This window comes from Bradyrhizobium sp. Ses1 (assembly GCF_059512365.1).
This window is the reverse complement of sequence record NZ_JCAMOQ010000014.1, coordinates 1-15,970: the sequence shown is the minus strand read 5'-3', so window position 1 is coordinate 15,970 and position 15,970 is coordinate 1. Positions and strand designations below refer to the sequence as shown.

16 protein-coding genes are annotated in these 15,970 nt (G+C 60.0%); 3 read left to right on the top strand and 13 right to left on the bottom strand.

Translation table 11 applies throughout. From position 1 onward, the window contains the following. Nucleotides 1-24 precede the first annotated feature (24 nt). Nucleotides 25-1,419, bottom strand: a complete 1,395-nt coding sequence (locus AC5ZG5_RS18115) for a cytochrome B6 (protein ID WP_456643293.1) — start codon at nucleotides 1,417-1,419, stop codon at nucleotides 25-27. A 360-nt stretch (nucleotides 1,420-1,779) separates the two neighbouring features. Between AC5ZG5_RS18115 and zigA the strand changes: the two genes are divergently transcribed. Beyond that, nucleotides 1,780-2,985, top strand: coding sequence for a zinc metallochaperone GTPase ZigA (gene zigA / locus AC5ZG5_RS18110; protein WP_130225407.1), 1,206 nt, complete (start codon nucleotides 1,780-1,782; stop codon nucleotides 2,983-2,985). Nucleotides 2,986-3,008: 23 nt separating this feature from the next. On the opposite strand, the gene AC5ZG5_RS18105 is transcribed toward zigA, so the two are convergent. From AC5ZG5_RS18105 to AC5ZG5_RS18080, 6 genes are all read right to left on the bottom strand, one after another. Then, on the bottom strand, nucleotides 3,009-3,518 hold the full coding sequence (locus AC5ZG5_RS18105) for a methylated-DNA--[protein]-cysteine S-methyltransferase (RefSeq protein ID WP_456643294.1): 510 nt from the start codon (nucleotides 3,516-3,518) through the stop codon (nucleotides 3,009-3,011). A 119-nt stretch (nucleotides 3,519-3,637) separates the two neighbouring features. Further along, nucleotides 3,638-4,387, bottom strand: coding sequence for a 2OG-Fe(II) oxygenase (locus AC5ZG5_RS18100; RefSeq protein ID WP_456643295.1), 750 nt, complete (start codon nucleotides 4,385-4,387; stop codon nucleotides 3,638-3,640). Nucleotides 4,388-4,438: 51 nt separating this feature from the next. Continuing rightward, a complete protein-coding gene (locus tag AC5ZG5_RS18095; RefSeq protein ID WP_456643296.1) occupies nucleotides 4,439-4,765 on the bottom strand; it encodes a hypothetical protein in 327 nt (108 codons plus the stop codon). 112 nt (nucleotides 4,766-4,877) lie between these two features. Beyond that, nucleotides 4,878-5,969, bottom strand: a complete 1,092-nt coding sequence (gene ada, locus AC5ZG5_RS18090; protein ID WP_456643297.1) for a bifunctional DNA-binding transcriptional regulator/O6-methylguanine-DNA methyltransferase Ada — start codon at nucleotides 5,967-5,969, stop codon at nucleotides 4,878-4,880. Between the two features lie 198 nt (nucleotides 5,970-6,167). Beyond that, nucleotides 6,168-6,617, bottom strand: a complete 450-nt coding sequence (locus tag AC5ZG5_RS18085; RefSeq protein WP_028163034.1) for an ester cyclase — start codon at nucleotides 6,615-6,617, stop codon at nucleotides 6,168-6,170. A gap of 159 nt (nucleotides 6,618-6,776) precedes the next feature. Then, nucleotides 6,777-7,775 carry a helix-turn-helix domain-containing protein gene (locus tag AC5ZG5_RS18080; protein WP_456671201.1) on the bottom strand — a complete coding sequence of 333 codons (999 nt, stop codon included), beginning with the start codon at nucleotides 7,773-7,775 and terminating at the stop codon, nucleotides 6,777-6,779. Between the two features lie 451 nt (nucleotides 7,776-8,226). On the opposite strand from AC5ZG5_RS18080, the gene AC5ZG5_RS18075 reads away from it, so the two are divergent. After that, nucleotides 8,227-9,336 (top strand): HD-GYP domain-containing protein, encoded by a 1,110-nt coding sequence (locus AC5ZG5_RS18075; RefSeq protein ID WP_456643299.1) that lies wholly within the window; start codon nucleotides 8,227-8,229, stop codon nucleotides 9,334-9,336. A 20-nt stretch (nucleotides 9,337-9,356) separates the two neighbouring features. Here the strand turns inward: AC5ZG5_RS18075 and AC5ZG5_RS18070 are convergent, their stop codons facing one another. From AC5ZG5_RS18070 to AC5ZG5_RS18045, 6 genes are all read right to left on the bottom strand, one after another. Beyond that, nucleotides 9,357-9,551 carry a hypothetical protein gene (locus tag AC5ZG5_RS18070; protein WP_130225413.1) on the bottom strand — a complete coding sequence of 65 codons (195 nt, stop codon included), beginning with the start codon at nucleotides 9,549-9,551 and terminating at the stop codon, nucleotides 9,357-9,359. 75 nt (nucleotides 9,552-9,626) lie between these two features. Further along, entirely contained in the window at nucleotides 9,627-10,028 is a 402-nt protein-coding gene (locus AC5ZG5_RS18065; protein ID WP_165435175.1) for a cytochrome C oxidase subunit IV family protein, read from the bottom strand. A 9-nt stretch (nucleotides 10,029-10,037) separates the two neighbouring features. Beyond that, nucleotides 10,038-10,760, bottom strand: a complete 723-nt coding sequence (locus tag AC5ZG5_RS18060; protein WP_456643300.1) for a heme-copper oxidase subunit III family protein — start codon at nucleotides 10,758-10,760, stop codon at nucleotides 10,038-10,040. Between the two features lie 15 nt (nucleotides 10,761-10,775). Next, nucleotides 10,776-11,480 carry a cytochrome c oxidase subunit 3 gene (locus AC5ZG5_RS18055; protein WP_456643301.1) on the bottom strand — a complete coding sequence of 235 codons (705 nt, stop codon included), beginning with the start codon at nucleotides 11,478-11,480 and terminating at the stop codon, nucleotides 10,776-10,778. Continuing rightward, nucleotides 11,477-13,252, bottom strand: a complete 1,776-nt coding sequence (gene ctaD / locus AC5ZG5_RS18050) for a cytochrome c oxidase subunit I (RefSeq protein ID WP_456643302.1) — start codon at nucleotides 13,250-13,252, stop codon at nucleotides 11,477-11,479. Before ctaD ends, AC5ZG5_RS18055 begins: the two co-directional genes overlap by 4 nt. Before the next feature lie 74 nt (nucleotides 13,253-13,326). Continuing rightward, on the bottom strand, nucleotides 13,327-14,160 hold the full coding sequence (locus AC5ZG5_RS18045) for a cytochrome c oxidase subunit II (protein WP_456643303.1): 834 nt from the start codon (nucleotides 14,158-14,160) through the stop codon (nucleotides 13,327-13,329). Between the two features lie 522 nt (nucleotides 14,161-14,682). On the opposite strand from AC5ZG5_RS18045, the gene AC5ZG5_RS18040 reads away from it, so the two are divergent. Next, nucleotides 14,683-15,582, top strand: coding sequence for a DUF2189 domain-containing protein (locus tag AC5ZG5_RS18040; protein ID WP_028163040.1), 900 nt, complete (start codon nucleotides 14,683-14,685; stop codon nucleotides 15,580-15,582). The last annotated feature ends 388 nt before the right edge of the window (nucleotides 15,583-15,970 follow it).

The following is a 15,970-nucleotide window of genomic DNA, read 5'->3' as shown; positions in this document are numbered from 1 at the left end:
ATAACTGCCGGCACGCGACTGGCATCACAGCGTCAGCATGTACGCCACCAGCGAATCCTTCTCCTCCTGCGTCAGCTTCAAGCCGAGCACCAGATTGAAGAACTCGACGGTGTCGGCGAGCGTTAGCAAGCGCCCGTCGTGCATATAGGGCGGCGAGTCCTTGATGCCGCGCAGGGTGAAGGTCTTGATCGGTCCATCAGCCAATGCGACGAGACCATTGACGGTCTGACCGACATTGTAGAAGCGCTCGAGCTTCAGGTCGTGCATATTGTTGTCAAGGAATGACGTCTGCGGCACGTGGCACTGTGCGCATTGTCCCTTGCCCAGAAATACCCTTTCTCCCTCGAGTTCCTGCTGTGTCGCCTTGCTGGGATCGAGCCGGCTCAGTGGATCGAGCTTTGGCGCAGGCGGGAAATCGATGATGTTCTGCATCTGCGCCATCATCGGGACCTGATCGAATCGGTCGGGCAGGTGCACGCCTTTCCGCTGGGCGCTGACGTGATCGCCGTTGAAATAGGCCGTCCGCTGCTCGAACTGCGTGAAGTCCTCGATCGAGCGCAGCGACCGTTTCGAACCATGAATTTGCTGGTTGAACATGCCGCGAAGGCTGACCGTATCGAGGCGGAAGCGGGCCGCCTGAGGGCGCACATCAGGCGTCTGGTGGAAGGCCGCGTTAGTGTGGAAATTCGCATGACAGTCGAGGCAGGTGACGCCAAGGCTTTGGTCTGCGCTCTTGCGATCTTCCGTCTGGTTGAACTCTTCCTGCGGGAACGGCGTCAGCAACAGGCGCATTCCCTCCATCTGCACGGGCGTGATGATGCCGATCATCAGTTGATAGTAGTTCTTTATCGTCAGGAGCTGGCCGTGTGAGACATCACCCAGTTCCGGATGGCTGGTCAGAAAGATCGGCGGCGGAAACTCCGGCGTGAATTGGTCGGGGAGATCGAAATCAACATCGAAGCGCCTGATGTTCCGCGATTCCTGCCGGTTGATTTCGTCGATTTGCTGGTTCGGGAAAACCTGGCCGCCGGTCGCCTGCTTGACATGCGGCAGCGGCATGAAACCGGCCGGCAGCAGTCCGCGCTGCCTTATCTCGTCCGGACTCATCGCCGACAGACTGTCCCAGGTTACTCCTGCCGGCAGCCTGATGCGCACTCCGTCCTGCACGGGCTTTCGGCCGCCCGACATCATCACATTCGCGATCGGCCGGTTCGAGAGGTCGTAGCGCTGCTCCAACAGGGCCTGCTGGCGCTGCATGACCTGCGATTTCTGCGCCTCATCTAGCGCCTTCACCACATCAAGCGGCTGCGTCGGAAGCGGCCTGTAGGTCGCGTCTGGGGGCAGAGGATCGGCCAATGCAGCGACTGCAATCAAGCTCGCTACGGTCAGTGCGGCCGCAATTTTCGGGTATTTCGACATGAGCGACCTCCGGTTCGGAGCACGCACCAGAAGTGCCGATGCAGGACCTACGCAGATGCGGAGCGCAACGCGATCGAATTTGCTTCGTTCCTACATTCCCTGATGTTTGATCATTCCGGGAGCTCAAGCCACGGCGGTCAGGCGTGCCCTCTTGGTCAGGTTGCTGGGTCACTTGACGTCAGTTGATGATCTGGCCGCTTCAACCGGCTCGCATTGCGCCAACACTGCACATGTTACCGTCGGTGCTGCTTGACAATCGAAAACAGCTCAGACTATGTAATGTTATAACATTACATATGGATGCCCCAATGCCCTCTGCCGGGCGAAAATTCCTCGAGTTGCAAAGGCTGTTCGATCTCCATGCAAAAACTGCCCGTCACCGTCTTGTCCGGCTTCCTCGGGGCTGGAAAGACAACTTTGCTGAACCATGTGCTCAACAACCGGCACGGCCTGAAGGTGGCCGTGATTGTGAACGACATGAGCGAGGTGAACATCGATGCGGACCTCGTCCGCGATGGCGGTGCGAATCTTTCCCGGACGAACGAGAAACTGGTTGAGATGACCAACGGGTGCATCTGCTGCACCCTGCGCGACGACCTGCTGAGGGAAGTGCGCGCGCTGGCTGAAGGCGGAAAGTTCGATTACCTGCTGATCGAATCGACCGGCATCTCCGAACCGCTGCCGATTGCGGCCACATTTGATTTCCGGACCGAGCACGGCGAGAGCCTGTCCGATGTCGCGCGGCTCGACACGATGGTCACGGTCGTCGATGCCGTGAACCTGTTGAGGGACTATTCCTCCACCGATTTCCTTAGCGAGCGCGGCGAGGCCCTCGACAACGACCGGCGCACGCTGGTCGATTTGCTTGTCGAGCAGATCGAATTTGCCGATGTCGTCGTGCTGAACAAGGTGGATGACGCAACACCCGTGCAGCGCGATGCTGCACGCAAGATCATCCGGGCGCTCAATCCTGAAGCCGAGATCCTGGAAGCCAATCACAGCAAGGTCCCATTCGACCAGATCCTCGACACCGGCCGCTTCGATTTTCAGAAGGCGCAACAGCATCCGCTGTGGTTCAAGGAATTATACGGCTTTGCCGACCATGTGCCGGAGAGCGAAGAATACGGCATCAAGAGCTTCGTCTATCGTGCGCGGCGGCCGTTTGAGCCGACGAAATTTCATCACTTCCTTCATGACGCCTGGCCAGGCGTCATTCGCGCCAAGGGGCATTTCTGGATTGCCACGCGTCCGCAGTGGGTCGGTGAGATGAGCCAGGCCGGCGCCATCACCAAGACCGAGGCCTTGGGATTCTGGTGGGCGGCGATACCGCGCGAACGGTGGCCACGGGATCCCGAGTGGCAGCGAATATTGAAGAAGAGCTGGAACGATCTCTATGGAGATCGCCGGCAAGAACTCGTCTTCATCGGCACCGCTATGGATGAAGCCGCGATCCGTGCACGGCTCGACGCGTGCCTTGTGAAAGGAAAGCAGGGGATGGATACGCAGGCCTGGGCCGGCCTGCCCGATCCGTTTCCGGTGTGGAAACGCGCCAACGACGCGGCCTGACGCGCCAGAGCCCTTCATAGAGTTCAGGATGCGCCGGAACGCCGTTCGCGTGCCAATAGTTCGCGCTTGCGCTGGACGCCCCAGCGATAGCCGGAGATCGAGCCGTCCTTCTTGATGACGCGGTGACACGGCACGAGGACTGCAACAGGATTGCAGGCAATCGCCTCGGTCACCTCGCGCGCGTCGCGGGTACCGAGTTTGGCCGCCAGGGCGCCGTAGTTGGTCGTTTCCCCGACGGGTATTGCACGCAGCATCGACCAGACTTCGATTTCATACGGCGTCCCGCGCAAGTCGAGCGGAATCGCGGGATCGAAACCCGGCGCTTCGATCACGTGTTGCACCTTCTCCAGCACATCGGTCAATTCCTGCTCGCTTCCAATGATGTCGGCCTCCGGGAAGCGGAGGCGCAATGCGTCCTCCACCCCGGAATGATTCGTGCTGAATTCGAGGGCGACGAGCCCCTTGCCCGACATCGCCACCATGAAATCGCCGAGGGAACTGTTCCCCCATGCAAAGCGAATGACTTCGCGCATCTTGCGCTCCTGCGAATTTCTTTCTGGCGAGACGATAGAAGACAGCGATAGCGTTGGCCGATCCGGTCCTTGCTTTCAAATCGAAAAACGACAGCAACAAGATCGCGTCTGCCGCGCCGCTAGGTCGCGTCGTGAAAAATAATCCCGACGGTGTGCCGCATGCCGGAACGCACGCGACTCACGCCGTGACGAAGGCTCACGCGGTAATTGCCCTTCGATCCCTGCACCGGCCGGTTATGGACCGCGAAGGCCACTGCGTCGCCCTGCCGGAGCGGCACGACTTCGACGCGACTTTGCATGCGCGGCCGCTGCTCGGTCAGAACGAACTCGCCACCGGCGAAGTCCGTGCCGGGTTGCGAGAGCAGAATCGCGACCTGGATCGGGAATGCGAGATCGCCGTAGAGATCCTGATGGAGGCAGTTGAAATCACCAGGGACGTATTGCAGCAGAAGCGGCGTCGGGCGCGTCTGGCCGGCGTCGTGGCATTGCTTGAGGAACGAGGCGTGATCGCCTGGATAGCGCTCGCTTATTCCCATCCGGGCATTCCATTCATTGGCAACGCCTGCAAGGCGCGGGTAGAGCACGGTTCGCAAGGAGCCGATGAGGTCGGGCAGCGGGTATTTGAAGTAGCGATACTCGCCCTTGCCGAAGCCGTGCCGCGCCATGTGGATATGACTTCGGAAATGGCTCTCGTCGGGATAGAGGCTTGCGATGGTGCGGCATTCCTCAGGTGAAAGCAGCTTGGGCAAGACGGCGCAGCCGTAGTTGTCGAGCTCACCTGCGAGCACCTGCCAGTCGTAAGCGGCCACCCGTGCCTCTGCGGACGCAACCGCGGGGGCACGGGTGATGGTGGACGAACGGACTGTCATGAGATCGTTCCTTATCAGTTTCTGCGCTATGATCGAAAATGCTCCGTCAGCTCACGCGATGCGGATGATTGTCATCTTCGCGAGAAGATAGGTTTCGCCGGTGCGAAAGCGGAGCCGGATATCTCCGTTCTCGAGCATCTGCCATTCTGCATGGCCGTCGGTGACGAGCCGGCGGAAATAGGCCATCACGCGAGCCTTCGCCGGATCGGCGTGAACAAGGGCTGCGATCGCATCGGGCATTGTCCTGCGGCGGCGGCCCTTCTCGCGCTTCGTCTTTGCGTCGAATGCACCCCGAGGAAACATCGTCTGAAGCGTTCCTTCCGCCAGTCGATCGGCGTCGGCGATCACCAGCGACGTCAATAGGCACGCATCGACCACCTCAATGATCGAGTAAGTGCACGAGATCGCGACCGGGACACTCCGAATATTGCTTTCAAACTCGCAGACACAGGCCGGAACGTGCGTCTGAAGGTCAAGGCGGCGGCGATGTTCATGTACCTTCCGAGGATTCCCGGTCGAGCAAAGCCCGCTTGCGTTCGATGCCCCACGCGTAGCCGGAGAGCGAGCCATCTTTCCGAACGACGCGATGGCAGGGAATGGCGATGGCAAGCTTGTTCGCCGCGCAAGCACCGGCCACCGCGCGCACCGCCTTGGGGGAGCCGATACGCTGTGCGATTTCGGCATAGGACACCGCTTCGCCGACTGGGATCTCCTGCAGAGCCCGCCACACCCGCTGCTGGAAGGCGGTGCCGCGGACGTCGAGGGGAAGGTTCAGGCCGATCGCCGGCGCTTCGACAAAGCCGACGACCCGGGCAACCAGCGCTTCATAGTCGTGATCACCGCCAATGAGATGCGCGTTCGGAAAACGATCCTGGAGATTGCGGACGAGTTCGTCCGGATCGTCGCCCAGGAGGATCGCAGCCACGCCCTTCGTGCTCGAGGCAACGAGGATCGCGCCGAGAGATGTCTGCCCGACAGCGAACTTGATCTCCTCGTTGGTGCCCCCGGCGCGATACTGCGATGGCGTCATGCCGAGCATGTCCGTCGACTTCTCGTAGAAGCGTCCGCTCGAATTGAAGCCAGCGTCGTAGATCGCCTCGGTGACGGAGTTGCCCGAGGCCAATCCCCGGCGAACCTTCCCGGCACGATGGCCGGCGGCGTATTCCTTCGGCGTCAGCCCGGTCGTGGCCTTGAACACGCGATGGAAATAGCTCGGACTCCGGCCGATCGCTGCGGCCAATTGCTCCAGCGAAGGTTCTTCCTCGCTCTCCTCGATGATCCGGCACACCTTCGCCACCAGGGCCGCGTTCTCGGCTTCGGTCGAAAGGCCTTCCGGATTGCAACGCTGGCAAGGCCGGAAACCTGTCGCCCTGGCGCTTTCCAGACTGTCGTGGAGCTGCACGTTCCTGGGATTGGGAACGCGCGAAGGGCAGGACGGCCGGCAATAGACGCCTGTCGTTGCGACCGAGTACCAGAGATGGCCATCGGCCGTCTTGTCACCCGCGACAATGCGTGCCCATCGCGGATCATCCACCACCGACGTGGGCGTTGACTTCGGGGTCCTGGCGGGCGTCGCAGTCATCTTCTTTCTCATATGGTGTTGGATCGATGATGCCGCCAATTCCCCGCCGACGCACTCCGATCCTTGCTTTCGAATTCGATTGCTCATGCCGGCAACGGGATCAGCGGGAACACAGGCTTGACGAGTTCCGGGGATGGCCTGAAGCAACAAGGCCCGCACGTGCGTGCGGACCTTATTTGATGGCCGGGCGTGGGCCGCCTAGGCCGCCTTCAGCAGCCCAAGCTGGGTGAGCGCGGTCACGCCGTCGTCGAGACCGATTTCCTCGACGATCTTGCCGTCGATCACCTTCAGCACCGTGGTGCCGGTGAAATGCATCTTGCGGCCCGTTGCAGCCGGCAGGCCGCCGACCAGGAAATCGTTGAAGGCCGGCCCCTTATGGGTGCCGCCACCTTCCCATTGGCCGACGACGTAATCGCCTTCGGCGATCAGGTCCGCAGTGCCCCAGAAATTGAGATCGGGGAATGCAGCACGGAAATCGGTCATGAACGCCTTGATATCGGCGCGGCCGCGGCGAGGCTCATGCAGCGAATATTTGAGCAGCATGTCGGGCGCGGCGATCTCGTCGATAACAGCAAGATTGACGTCCTTGCCCCAGAACTCCGTGAACCAGCGGCCGACAACGGCCTTGTTATCCTCTTCCTTGCTCATTGGAATGGCTCCTTGTGTCTCGTGATGATCACCGAGGTCGGGTGGTGATCTGAACGAGGCTTACGCTTGACCAAAGGAAGCCGAACTCCGGTTCTTGCGCTGAAATCGAAACGGCGGAGCCGCCGGCGCGATGTGGGCGGAGATCACGGCCGGCATAGATCAGCCGTTCCGCCTTCGCAGTCCGGCAAGCTGGGATGGAAGAAGACCGTAGGTCTTGCGATATATCTCAGCAAAGCGCCCCATATGCGTGAAGCCCCATTTCAGGGCGACTTCGGAGACAGGCAGGATGTTGTCCGAAGATGTAAGCTCCAGATGTGCGGCTTCCAGCCTGATGCGACGCAAGTAGGTAACCGGCGTTGCACCGTAGTGCGCTTGGAAAGCGGTCTGCAACGTCCGTACGCTGATACCCGCTGCGGCTGCGGCGTCGCTCATGGTAAAGGGCCGATGAATGTTGGAATGCATGTAATCGACCGCCCGCCGAAGGTGGCGCATGGTTGATTCAGATGGCTCCCGCAATTTGCCTGATGTCAGTCTCTCAAGCACCAGCAGGAGCAAGGATTCGCTCAGCAGCGCCATTGCGATGGGGGAGCGCCCCTGAAGATCCTCATCAAGAACGGCGGACACGACCGCTTGCGCGGAGTGATAAAGTGATTGCGTCGTCGTCTCCGTCAGATGATGGAGCATCAGAGGCGTAAGATCCTGAACAGAGAGCTTTTCATCGAATGTGGAAAGCGCCCGCATCAATTCCGGGCGTTCGAACCGGAGCCCTCTCGTTGCATGAGCTCCCTTGGTCGAGATTCGGCTTGGCGCGTCTGTCAGATGTGTAAACAGAGATCCTGGAAGCGCTCGGCAGGCACCGTACCTGCCAATTGCAGCAACAGCGCCAATGACAGGCTGCGAGACATGCAAGGTCTCCGCTGACTCGTTGAGTGTTATTTCGTAGCCGTGGCTACCCTGCACTCGCCAGCAGGTCAGGCCGTTGACCGCAGCGAAGTTGGCTCGCCACGAAAATTGTCGCCCGGCCTTCTCCGGCTCCGCCGAAACATCCGGCAGGAATATCGAGAGACAGTCAAGGTACTTATCGAAACCAACCCCGCGCTTGTCTTGGGACGCAACACGCAAAAACGAACTCATAATTCCGAGCAGGCCATACCGCAATTGTTTCGCGATTAATCGAAATTCTCCGGTTAAGCAACGCGGTGCCACGAGGCGTCAATTTTAACGGTGGCTATCCAATTCGCGCGAGATATGGCCAAAAGGCGAATCGCCCGTGCGTCGGTAACACCTCATTCAGCAACGCTGCATACGCATGAGTACATGGCAGATGACGTGAACAGCGCTCCTGCTTATGTCCGCCTACATCCCGGGAAATGTTGGCAACATCACGATCACAAGCGCGCGGATGCAGCTTGGACAGGGACGCGACTCTCTCTGTTCATCTCAAGCCGACAAGCCATCAAACGAACGATGGCGGCAGCAGGAGGAATGAGGTGGATGTTCGCAACATTGCAAGCTCCGTTGCCTCCCCGTCGCTCGCGCAGGTACCAGCGCACCAAAAGACAGCCGCGATAATTTACGAACAGGCGAGACCGCCAGGAAAGTGAATCGCATGATCGAGGCCGCCACGACAGTCCGACAACTTCATATCGCCCTCATAACCGAGACGCCGGAACGGACAAGACCGCTGGCATCCATACTCAGTCAAACCTGCGACGTTCATTTGCTGCCGCCGGCGATTGACCCTCTTGTCATCGATGATTTCGCTTCTTGCGTCGTTCTTGACGTTGATCTTTCGTCAACGCAGGTGATCCGAGCGCTTCGTCCCACTCGTCAAGCAATCCTGGCACGTTCGCTGCCCAGCCTCCTCGTTATCGACAAGAGCATTGGAGAACTCGCGCTTGCCGAAAGCATACGTCGCGCAAGGACATTCGGCGTACGCAACTACATCCATCATCCATTCGATGCCGATGAAGTGCTGCGGATATTTGCTCCAATGCATGACGCGCGCGCCAAGTCAGAAGCACCATCGCGCAACAAAATCGTATTGCGGGGCGTTTTCGCTGCTCATCGCGCGCTGGCGCAGACAATCGAGGCGCCGCACAACGAGAGCTCATTTCCATTCGAAACTCTCGAAGCCAACACCCCGCTGATCCTGGAGGCGCTCGACGTCTGGGGAATTGGTCCCTGGATGGAAACGGTGCGGAGGCATCATGGCGGCACCTACAGGCACAGCCTGCTCGTGACCGGTTTCGCCGTTGCGTTCGCACAGAAGCTGAAGATGCGTCCCAAAGACCAACAACGCATCGCGCACGCCGCGCTGCTGCACGACGTCGGAAAATCGTTCATTCCAATTGATATTCTCGACAAGCCGGGAAAATTGACCGACCATGAGATGGAGCAGATAAGACAACATCCCCGGTACGGATATGACCTGCTCACGCAACAGGGCGGCTTTCCGGCTGAGATCCTCGATTGCGTGCTTCATCACCACGAGTTGCTCGATGGATCGGGTTATCCCGACCGGCTTCGCACCGGGCAGATTGCAGATCTCGTACGCGTTATCACAATTGCCGATATTTTTTCCGCACTGGTCGAAGATCGACCTTACCGCCAATCGCTGCCGCCAACGAACGCCTTCAGGATAATGCAGGATATGGGAAACAAGCTCGACGGCGATCTACTCAACGCGTTCCGCCCTGTCGTCGAGGATGCGGCGTGAGGTACGGATCCCCCGGGCTCTCATCGAAGAACATCTTCGGCGAGCGCACGTGACGGATGACGTGTGTCGCCACGCCGGTTTTGTGGGCGCACGTACATGATGACGGCTTCCGGGAGCTCTGCTTTCACCTTCAGCGCGGCGACGAGCGCGTCTTCTCCATCCAGGACGACATGGTCTGTTTTCCCCCTTAGCTTAAACCCGACGGTAAACTGCATCCCGAAATCTCCACTCGTGTGCCGCTACGCTGTCCTTGGCCATTGCCGTTCTCCTTCGCTGCGAAGCGATGGGAGCTACGCCATTGGCGTGAAAAATATGACCCGGAGCAGATGCGTGTAGTCGGACTCGAACACCATGATCGCCACGAATACCAGCACCAGCCCCGGCGGTAGCAGGATGGCATAGACCAAGGCCAACCGTTCCCAGGCCATGTGCATGAAGACGGCGACGATCAGACCGGCCTTCAAAACCATGAACAGCAGGATCAGCGACCATCTGAGATGGCCGTGGAGGCCGAAATAGTCGACGAGAAAGGAGCAGGTGCTAAGGACGAACAGCCATCCCCAGACCACGAGATAGAGCTTGATCGGGTGCTGCTGGCCCTTTGCTTGGGCGGCTCCCGGCGCATGGGCCTCATGGGCGTGAACGTGCAGCGAAGGTTGTTGGCCTTCCACATGTATCGCGGCTTCTGTCATGCGCCAACCTCACCAAAGATAGAAAAGGGCAAAGATGAACACCCACACAAGATCGACGAAGTGCCAGTACAGGCCGGTGATTTCGACGATCTCGTAGTACCCTTTGCGGCTTGTGAAAAAGCCGCGCCTTTCGACATCGAAGTCTCCCCGCAAGACCTTTCGTGCGATGGCGATCAGGAAAATCACACCGATGGTCACGTGGGTGCCGTGGAAGCCGGTGATCATGAAGAAGCTGGCGCCGAACTGCGCCGCGCCCCACGGGTTGCCCCAGGGCCGGACGCCCTCCATGATCAGCTTGGTCCACTCGAAGGCTTGCATTCCGACGAACGTGGCGCCGAATGCAGCGGTGACCAGCATCAAGGCTGCGGTTCTGACGCGATCGCGGCGGTAACCGAAATTGACCGCCATCGCCATCGTGCCGCTGCTGCTGATCAGGATGAAGGTCATGATCGCGATCAGGATGAGCGGGATGTGCTGGCCGCCGATATTGAGGGCAAAGACTTCGCTGGGGTTCGGCCACGGCACTGTCGTGGACATTCGCGCCGTCATGTACGACAGCAGGAAGCAACTGAAGATGAAGGTGTCGCTCAGGAGGAAGATCCACATCATGGCCTTCCCCCAGGAGACGTTCTTGAATGCCCGCTGATCCGAGGACCAGTCGGCAACGATCCCTCGCCACCCCGCCAGCCGCACGGGCGATGCTCCGATGTTTGTCAGCGCAGTCTCTGCCATCGATCCCTGCCCTCCCTAACTGAGCAACTGGCGACAGATGTCGACGAAATTATCTGTCCAGCCCGTCAGCAGACCGAGCAAGACCAGCCAGACCAGCAGCAGGAAATGCCAATAGATAGCGCAGAGCTCCACGCTCGCGCGCACCTTTGCGACCTCAGCGCCACGCCACACTTTGGCGATCGTTCTGCCGAGCGCCACGAGACCGCCCATCAGATGCAGCCCATGCACCGCGGTGATCAGATAGAAAAAAGAATTCGCTGGGTTGGACGCGACGAAATACCCGGCGGCATTCAACTGTCGCCACGCCAGAAGCTGCCCAACCAGGAATGTAACGGCGCATGCTCCGCCAGTGCAGAGGCCGACGCCGACACTGTCCATGTCGCCGCGGCGCGCGGCCATGTACGCCCATTGCAGCGCGACGCTGCTCAATACCAGCACGCCCGTGTTGAACCACAGCAGCGCCGGCACCGGCAGCGTCCGCCAGTCCACCATGTTCATGCGCATGGAGTAAGCGCTGATGAACAGCGCGAACAGCGAGCCGACCACCGCGAGAAACACCCCCAATCCGATCTTCGCCGCCTGCGACGACGATCCGCTCTCCTCGCGAAGATCGAAGATCACTCCTTCCTCCAGCCAGGGTTTTGCTGTCAGCCGTTGCTGCGAGAGCCACCATCCCGCAATTGCCGCTATTCCAGCCATGAACAGGATAATGGCGCTCACGGATGGGCCCCCTGCGGCGATAGTTTGGCTGGCGGTTCATTTTGCGGCACGAAGTCCCTGGCGGCGCCAGGTACGCTGTAGTCGTAGGCCCAGCGATAGACGATCGGGAGCTCCTTGCCCCAGTTGCCGTGCCCCGGCGGGGTCTCTGGTGTCTGCCATTCCAGCGACGCGGCTCCCCAGGGATTGCCGCCCGCCTCTTTCCCTTTGAACAGGCTCCAGATCAGATTGAATATGAAGACAAGCTGGGCAAAGCCGACAATCAGGGCTGCCACGCTCATGAACGCATTGAGGTCATGGGCAGAGGCCGGGATGAAGGCGGTTTCGCCGATATCGTGATAGCGGCGCGGCACGCCCAAGAGGCCGAGGTAGTGCATCGGGAAGAAAACCGCGTAAGCCCCGAGGAACGTGACCCAGAAGTGGAATCGTCCGAGCGCCTCATTGAGCATTCGTCCCGTGACTTTCGGATACCAATGATAGATCCCGCCGAACACGGCCATGATCGGTGCAATGCCCATCACCATGTGGAAGTGGGCGACAACAAACATCGTGTCCGACAGCGGAACGTCCACGACCACGTTGCCGAGAAACAGGCCGGTCAGCCCGCCATTTACGAACGTGATGATGAACGCCAGCGCGAACAGCATCGGGATGGTGAGATGAATATCGCCGCGCCAGAGGGTCAGCACCCAGTTGTAAACCTTGATCGCGGTCGGGATGGCGATGATGAGCGTCGTGGTGGCAAAGAAGAACCCGAAATACGGATTCATGCCGCTCACATACATGTGGTGCGCCCATACGACGAAGCTGAGAGCGCCGATTGCCACGATGGCCCAGACCATCATGCGATAGCCGAAGATGTTCTTCCGCGCGTGGGTGCTGATCAGATCGGAAATAATGCCGAAGGCCGGCAAGGCGACGATATAGACTTCGGGATGACCGAAGAACCAGAACAGGTGCTGGAACAGGATTGGGCTGCCGCCGCCATATTTCGTCAGCTCGCCCATCTCGACGAGGGTCGGCATGAAGAAGCTGGTGCCGAGGAGCCGGTCAAGCAGCAGCATCACCGAGGCGACGAACAGCGCCGGGAAGGCCAGCAGCGCCATGACGGTGGCGGTGAATATGCCCCACACCGTCAAGGGCATCCGCATCAACGTCATGCCGCGCGTGCGCGCTTGCAGCACCGTCACCACATAGTTGAGGCCGCCCATGGTGAAGCCGATAATGAACAGGATCAGAGAGGCCAGCATGAGAATGATGCCCCAGTCCTGCCCGGGAGTGCCGGAGAGAATCGCCTGCGGTGGATAGAGCGTCCAGCCGGCGCCGGTGGGCCCGCCAGGCACGAAGAAGGTCGAGACCAGCACCAGAACCGCGAGCAGGTAGACCCAATAGCTCAGCATGTTCACATAGGGGAACACCATGTCCCGGGCACCGACCATGAGCGGGATGAGGTAGTTGCCGAAGCCCCCGAGGAACAATGCGGTGAGCAGGTAGATCACCATGATCATGCCGTGCATGGTGATGAACTGGAGATATTGGTTGGCATCGATGAAGGAGAACGTGCCGGGAAATCCCAGTTGCAGTCGCATCAGCCACGACAGCACGAGCGCGACCATTCCGATCGCCATCGCCGTGATCGAATACTGGACGGCGATGACCTTGGCATCCTGCGAAAAAACGTACCTCGTCCACCAGCTCTTCGGATGATAGAGTTCGACCTCACCAACCTCAGCGGGCGGAACGCCTGCGATTGTGTCATACGGGACATCGACCATCGGAATTCCCTCCTTGGCCTTCCGTTCAGCGAGGAGTTCGCCTTACGATGGATGGCGCCTCCTCGGCGGTATGCTCATTCGCTGCCTGCCTTGTACGCCGCCTTCGCGACGTTGCGCTGGCCCGACAGCTCAGCGAATGTCCGCTGTTTCTCCAGCCACGCGTGATATTCTTTCTCTTCCTCGACGACGACCTTGCTGCGCATTTGCGCGTGCGCGGCGCCGCAGAGCTCTGCACAGAGGACCTCGAACGTTCCGGTGCGCGTGGGCATGAACCAGTAATAGGTCACCGAGCCCGGTATCATGTCCATCTTGGCCCGGAACTCGGGCACATAGAAATCATGCAGGACGTCAATTGAGCGGAGCAGCACCTTCACAGGCTTGCCGATCGCCAGGTGCAGATCGTCGTTTTGAACAACGATGTCGTCTTTTCCGTTCGGATCGTCGGGATTCAAGCCCATGGGATTGTCGGCACTGATAAGGCGGGCGTCAGTGGTCCCCAGCCGGCCGTCTTTTCCAGGAAGCCGGTAGCTCCATTGCCACTGCTGTCCCATGACCTCGACTTCGGTCGCACCGGCCGGGACGGTCACGAACTGGTGCCAGACGACCAGTCCGGGTGCCAACATCGCCGCGACGCCGATTGCTGTCCCGACGCTGAGCCACCATTCGAGCCGCTTGTTTTCAGGATTGTAGTCCGCCCGCCTTCCCTCCTTGTGGCGGAAGCGGAAGACGCAGTAGGCCATGAACGCGACGACCGCGACGAAGACCGCGCCGGTGATCCAGAATGTCAGGGTGATGGTGTCGTCGATGTAGCCCCAATTCGAGGCAAGCGGCGTCCACCACCACGGGCTGAAGAGGTGGAACACCACCGAGGCGATTGCGACCAAAAGCAGAATAATTGCTACAGCCATCCCTCATGCATCCTTGCCGCTAAAAGGCTGCGGATACGAACCGGAGGGCGGAGCTCACGTCTGTCGCGATGGCGGACTTTACATCCGCTGTCGTCGTGCCTCTTGCCTCGCCCATTCCACTGGTCGCGACGCGGATTGCACGCCACGACCGCAAGTCTCATCGGAGCTGGGGGCGTTGGATGAAGGATGGTACGCGTCGAGCCGGGCGTCAATAGTGGAGTATGCCGCGCCCCGCGTCAGCGGCGGCGCGCAAACCGTCAATTGTCGGACGGCAACCGTCGCCTGATAATGCGACGCAACAAGAGAGATTGTGCAACCGCACAATTCACCCAACCGTGAGCGCCATCTTGCTCTCATCTCCTTAAGCTCCTACACCATTGCGACAGGTGTCGCCCGGCAAAGCTCCTTCTCGCTGAATCTGGCTCGCCGGGCTCGATCGCGATTTCGGCGCATGAGGCGAATGTGCGCGAGTTGAAGGCCGCGCCGTTCCCCCTTGCGATCACGAGCAAGGAGACCGGAGCCATGGCCACTCAGTATTTTGCAAGACCTCACCTGCAATTCTTCGGCGTCTCCACCGCCTATGCCGTTCGCAGGATCAGCCTTTCGGACTTGCGCGACGCGCTGCGCCTGGGCTGGGAAGACTTCCAAGCGATACCAACTCACGCTGTCGTCCTGTGCGGAATTTATCCTGTTCTCGGTCTTGTGCTGTTCAGGCTGGTCCTTGGCTATTCGGTGCTGCCGCTGCTGTTTCCACTGGCGGCCGGTTTTGCGTTGATCGGCCCTTTTGCCGCGCTCGGCCTCTACGAACTCAGCCGCCGCCGCGAACGCGGCGAGGAACCCGCGGCATGGCATGCGATGCACGTGCTGAGCGCACCGTCCTTCGGCGCCATTCTCGGCCTCGGCGTGCTCCTGCTCGTTTTGTTCGGGGTCTGGATCGCCACCGCGGACGCTATCTACGTTGCCACGTTCGGCCACGCCGCGGCCGCCAGCATCCCTGATTTCGCAACGCGCGTGCTGACAACGCCGGAAGGCTGGTCGCTCATCATTATCGGCTGCGGCGTCGGCTTCCTGTTCGCCGTCGTGTCCCTGTGCGTCAGCGTCGTATCGTTTCCGTTGATGCTGGACAGACATGCCACCGCGATAGACGCCATCCGGACGTCGCTGCGGGCCGTGAAAGAGAACCCATTTGTGATGGCCGCATGGGGGCTGATCGTGGCGGCGCTGCTGGTGATCGGTTCGCTGCCGTTCTTCGTCGGCCTCGCTGTCGTGCTGCCGGTGCTCGGTCATGCCACCTGGCATCTTTATCGGAAGGTGGTCGAGCCCGACCCGAATCCCCCACAGGAGGAGCCTCGCACGCCGATAGGTCATCGCTACGCAGCAGATTTCCCGGCGTCGCTGTTCCCGTGGAGCCACGAACGCTAGCCGGAGCGCCCTTGAACCTGCCAGCCCGGCCGTTGGCGCCATTCAGGTCATCAAAAGAAATCCCCAGCGATCGGGTAAGATCGCTGGGGCTTGCTACCAACTTTGGTTGCGGGGACCTGCAACCATCTCAAATTATTAGTTGAGGCAACGGCTAGAGGGGCTGATCGGTCGGACGGAAGGGATAGAGCGAAACTCGAAGTGGCGGAGAGACGGTCAGTCAATCCCCGTTGAAAGACAAAGCCCTCTACGTCCGCTTTGTCCCGATAGCGACCAAGTTCGTGGGGCAACGCAGGATATCGCGATGGGCCAAAGGACTAAACCGCTCGCGCGGTAGGGAACCGGCTGGCAGCGGTGTCCAGACGATAGCGTAACAGGGCGTCCTGCCTTG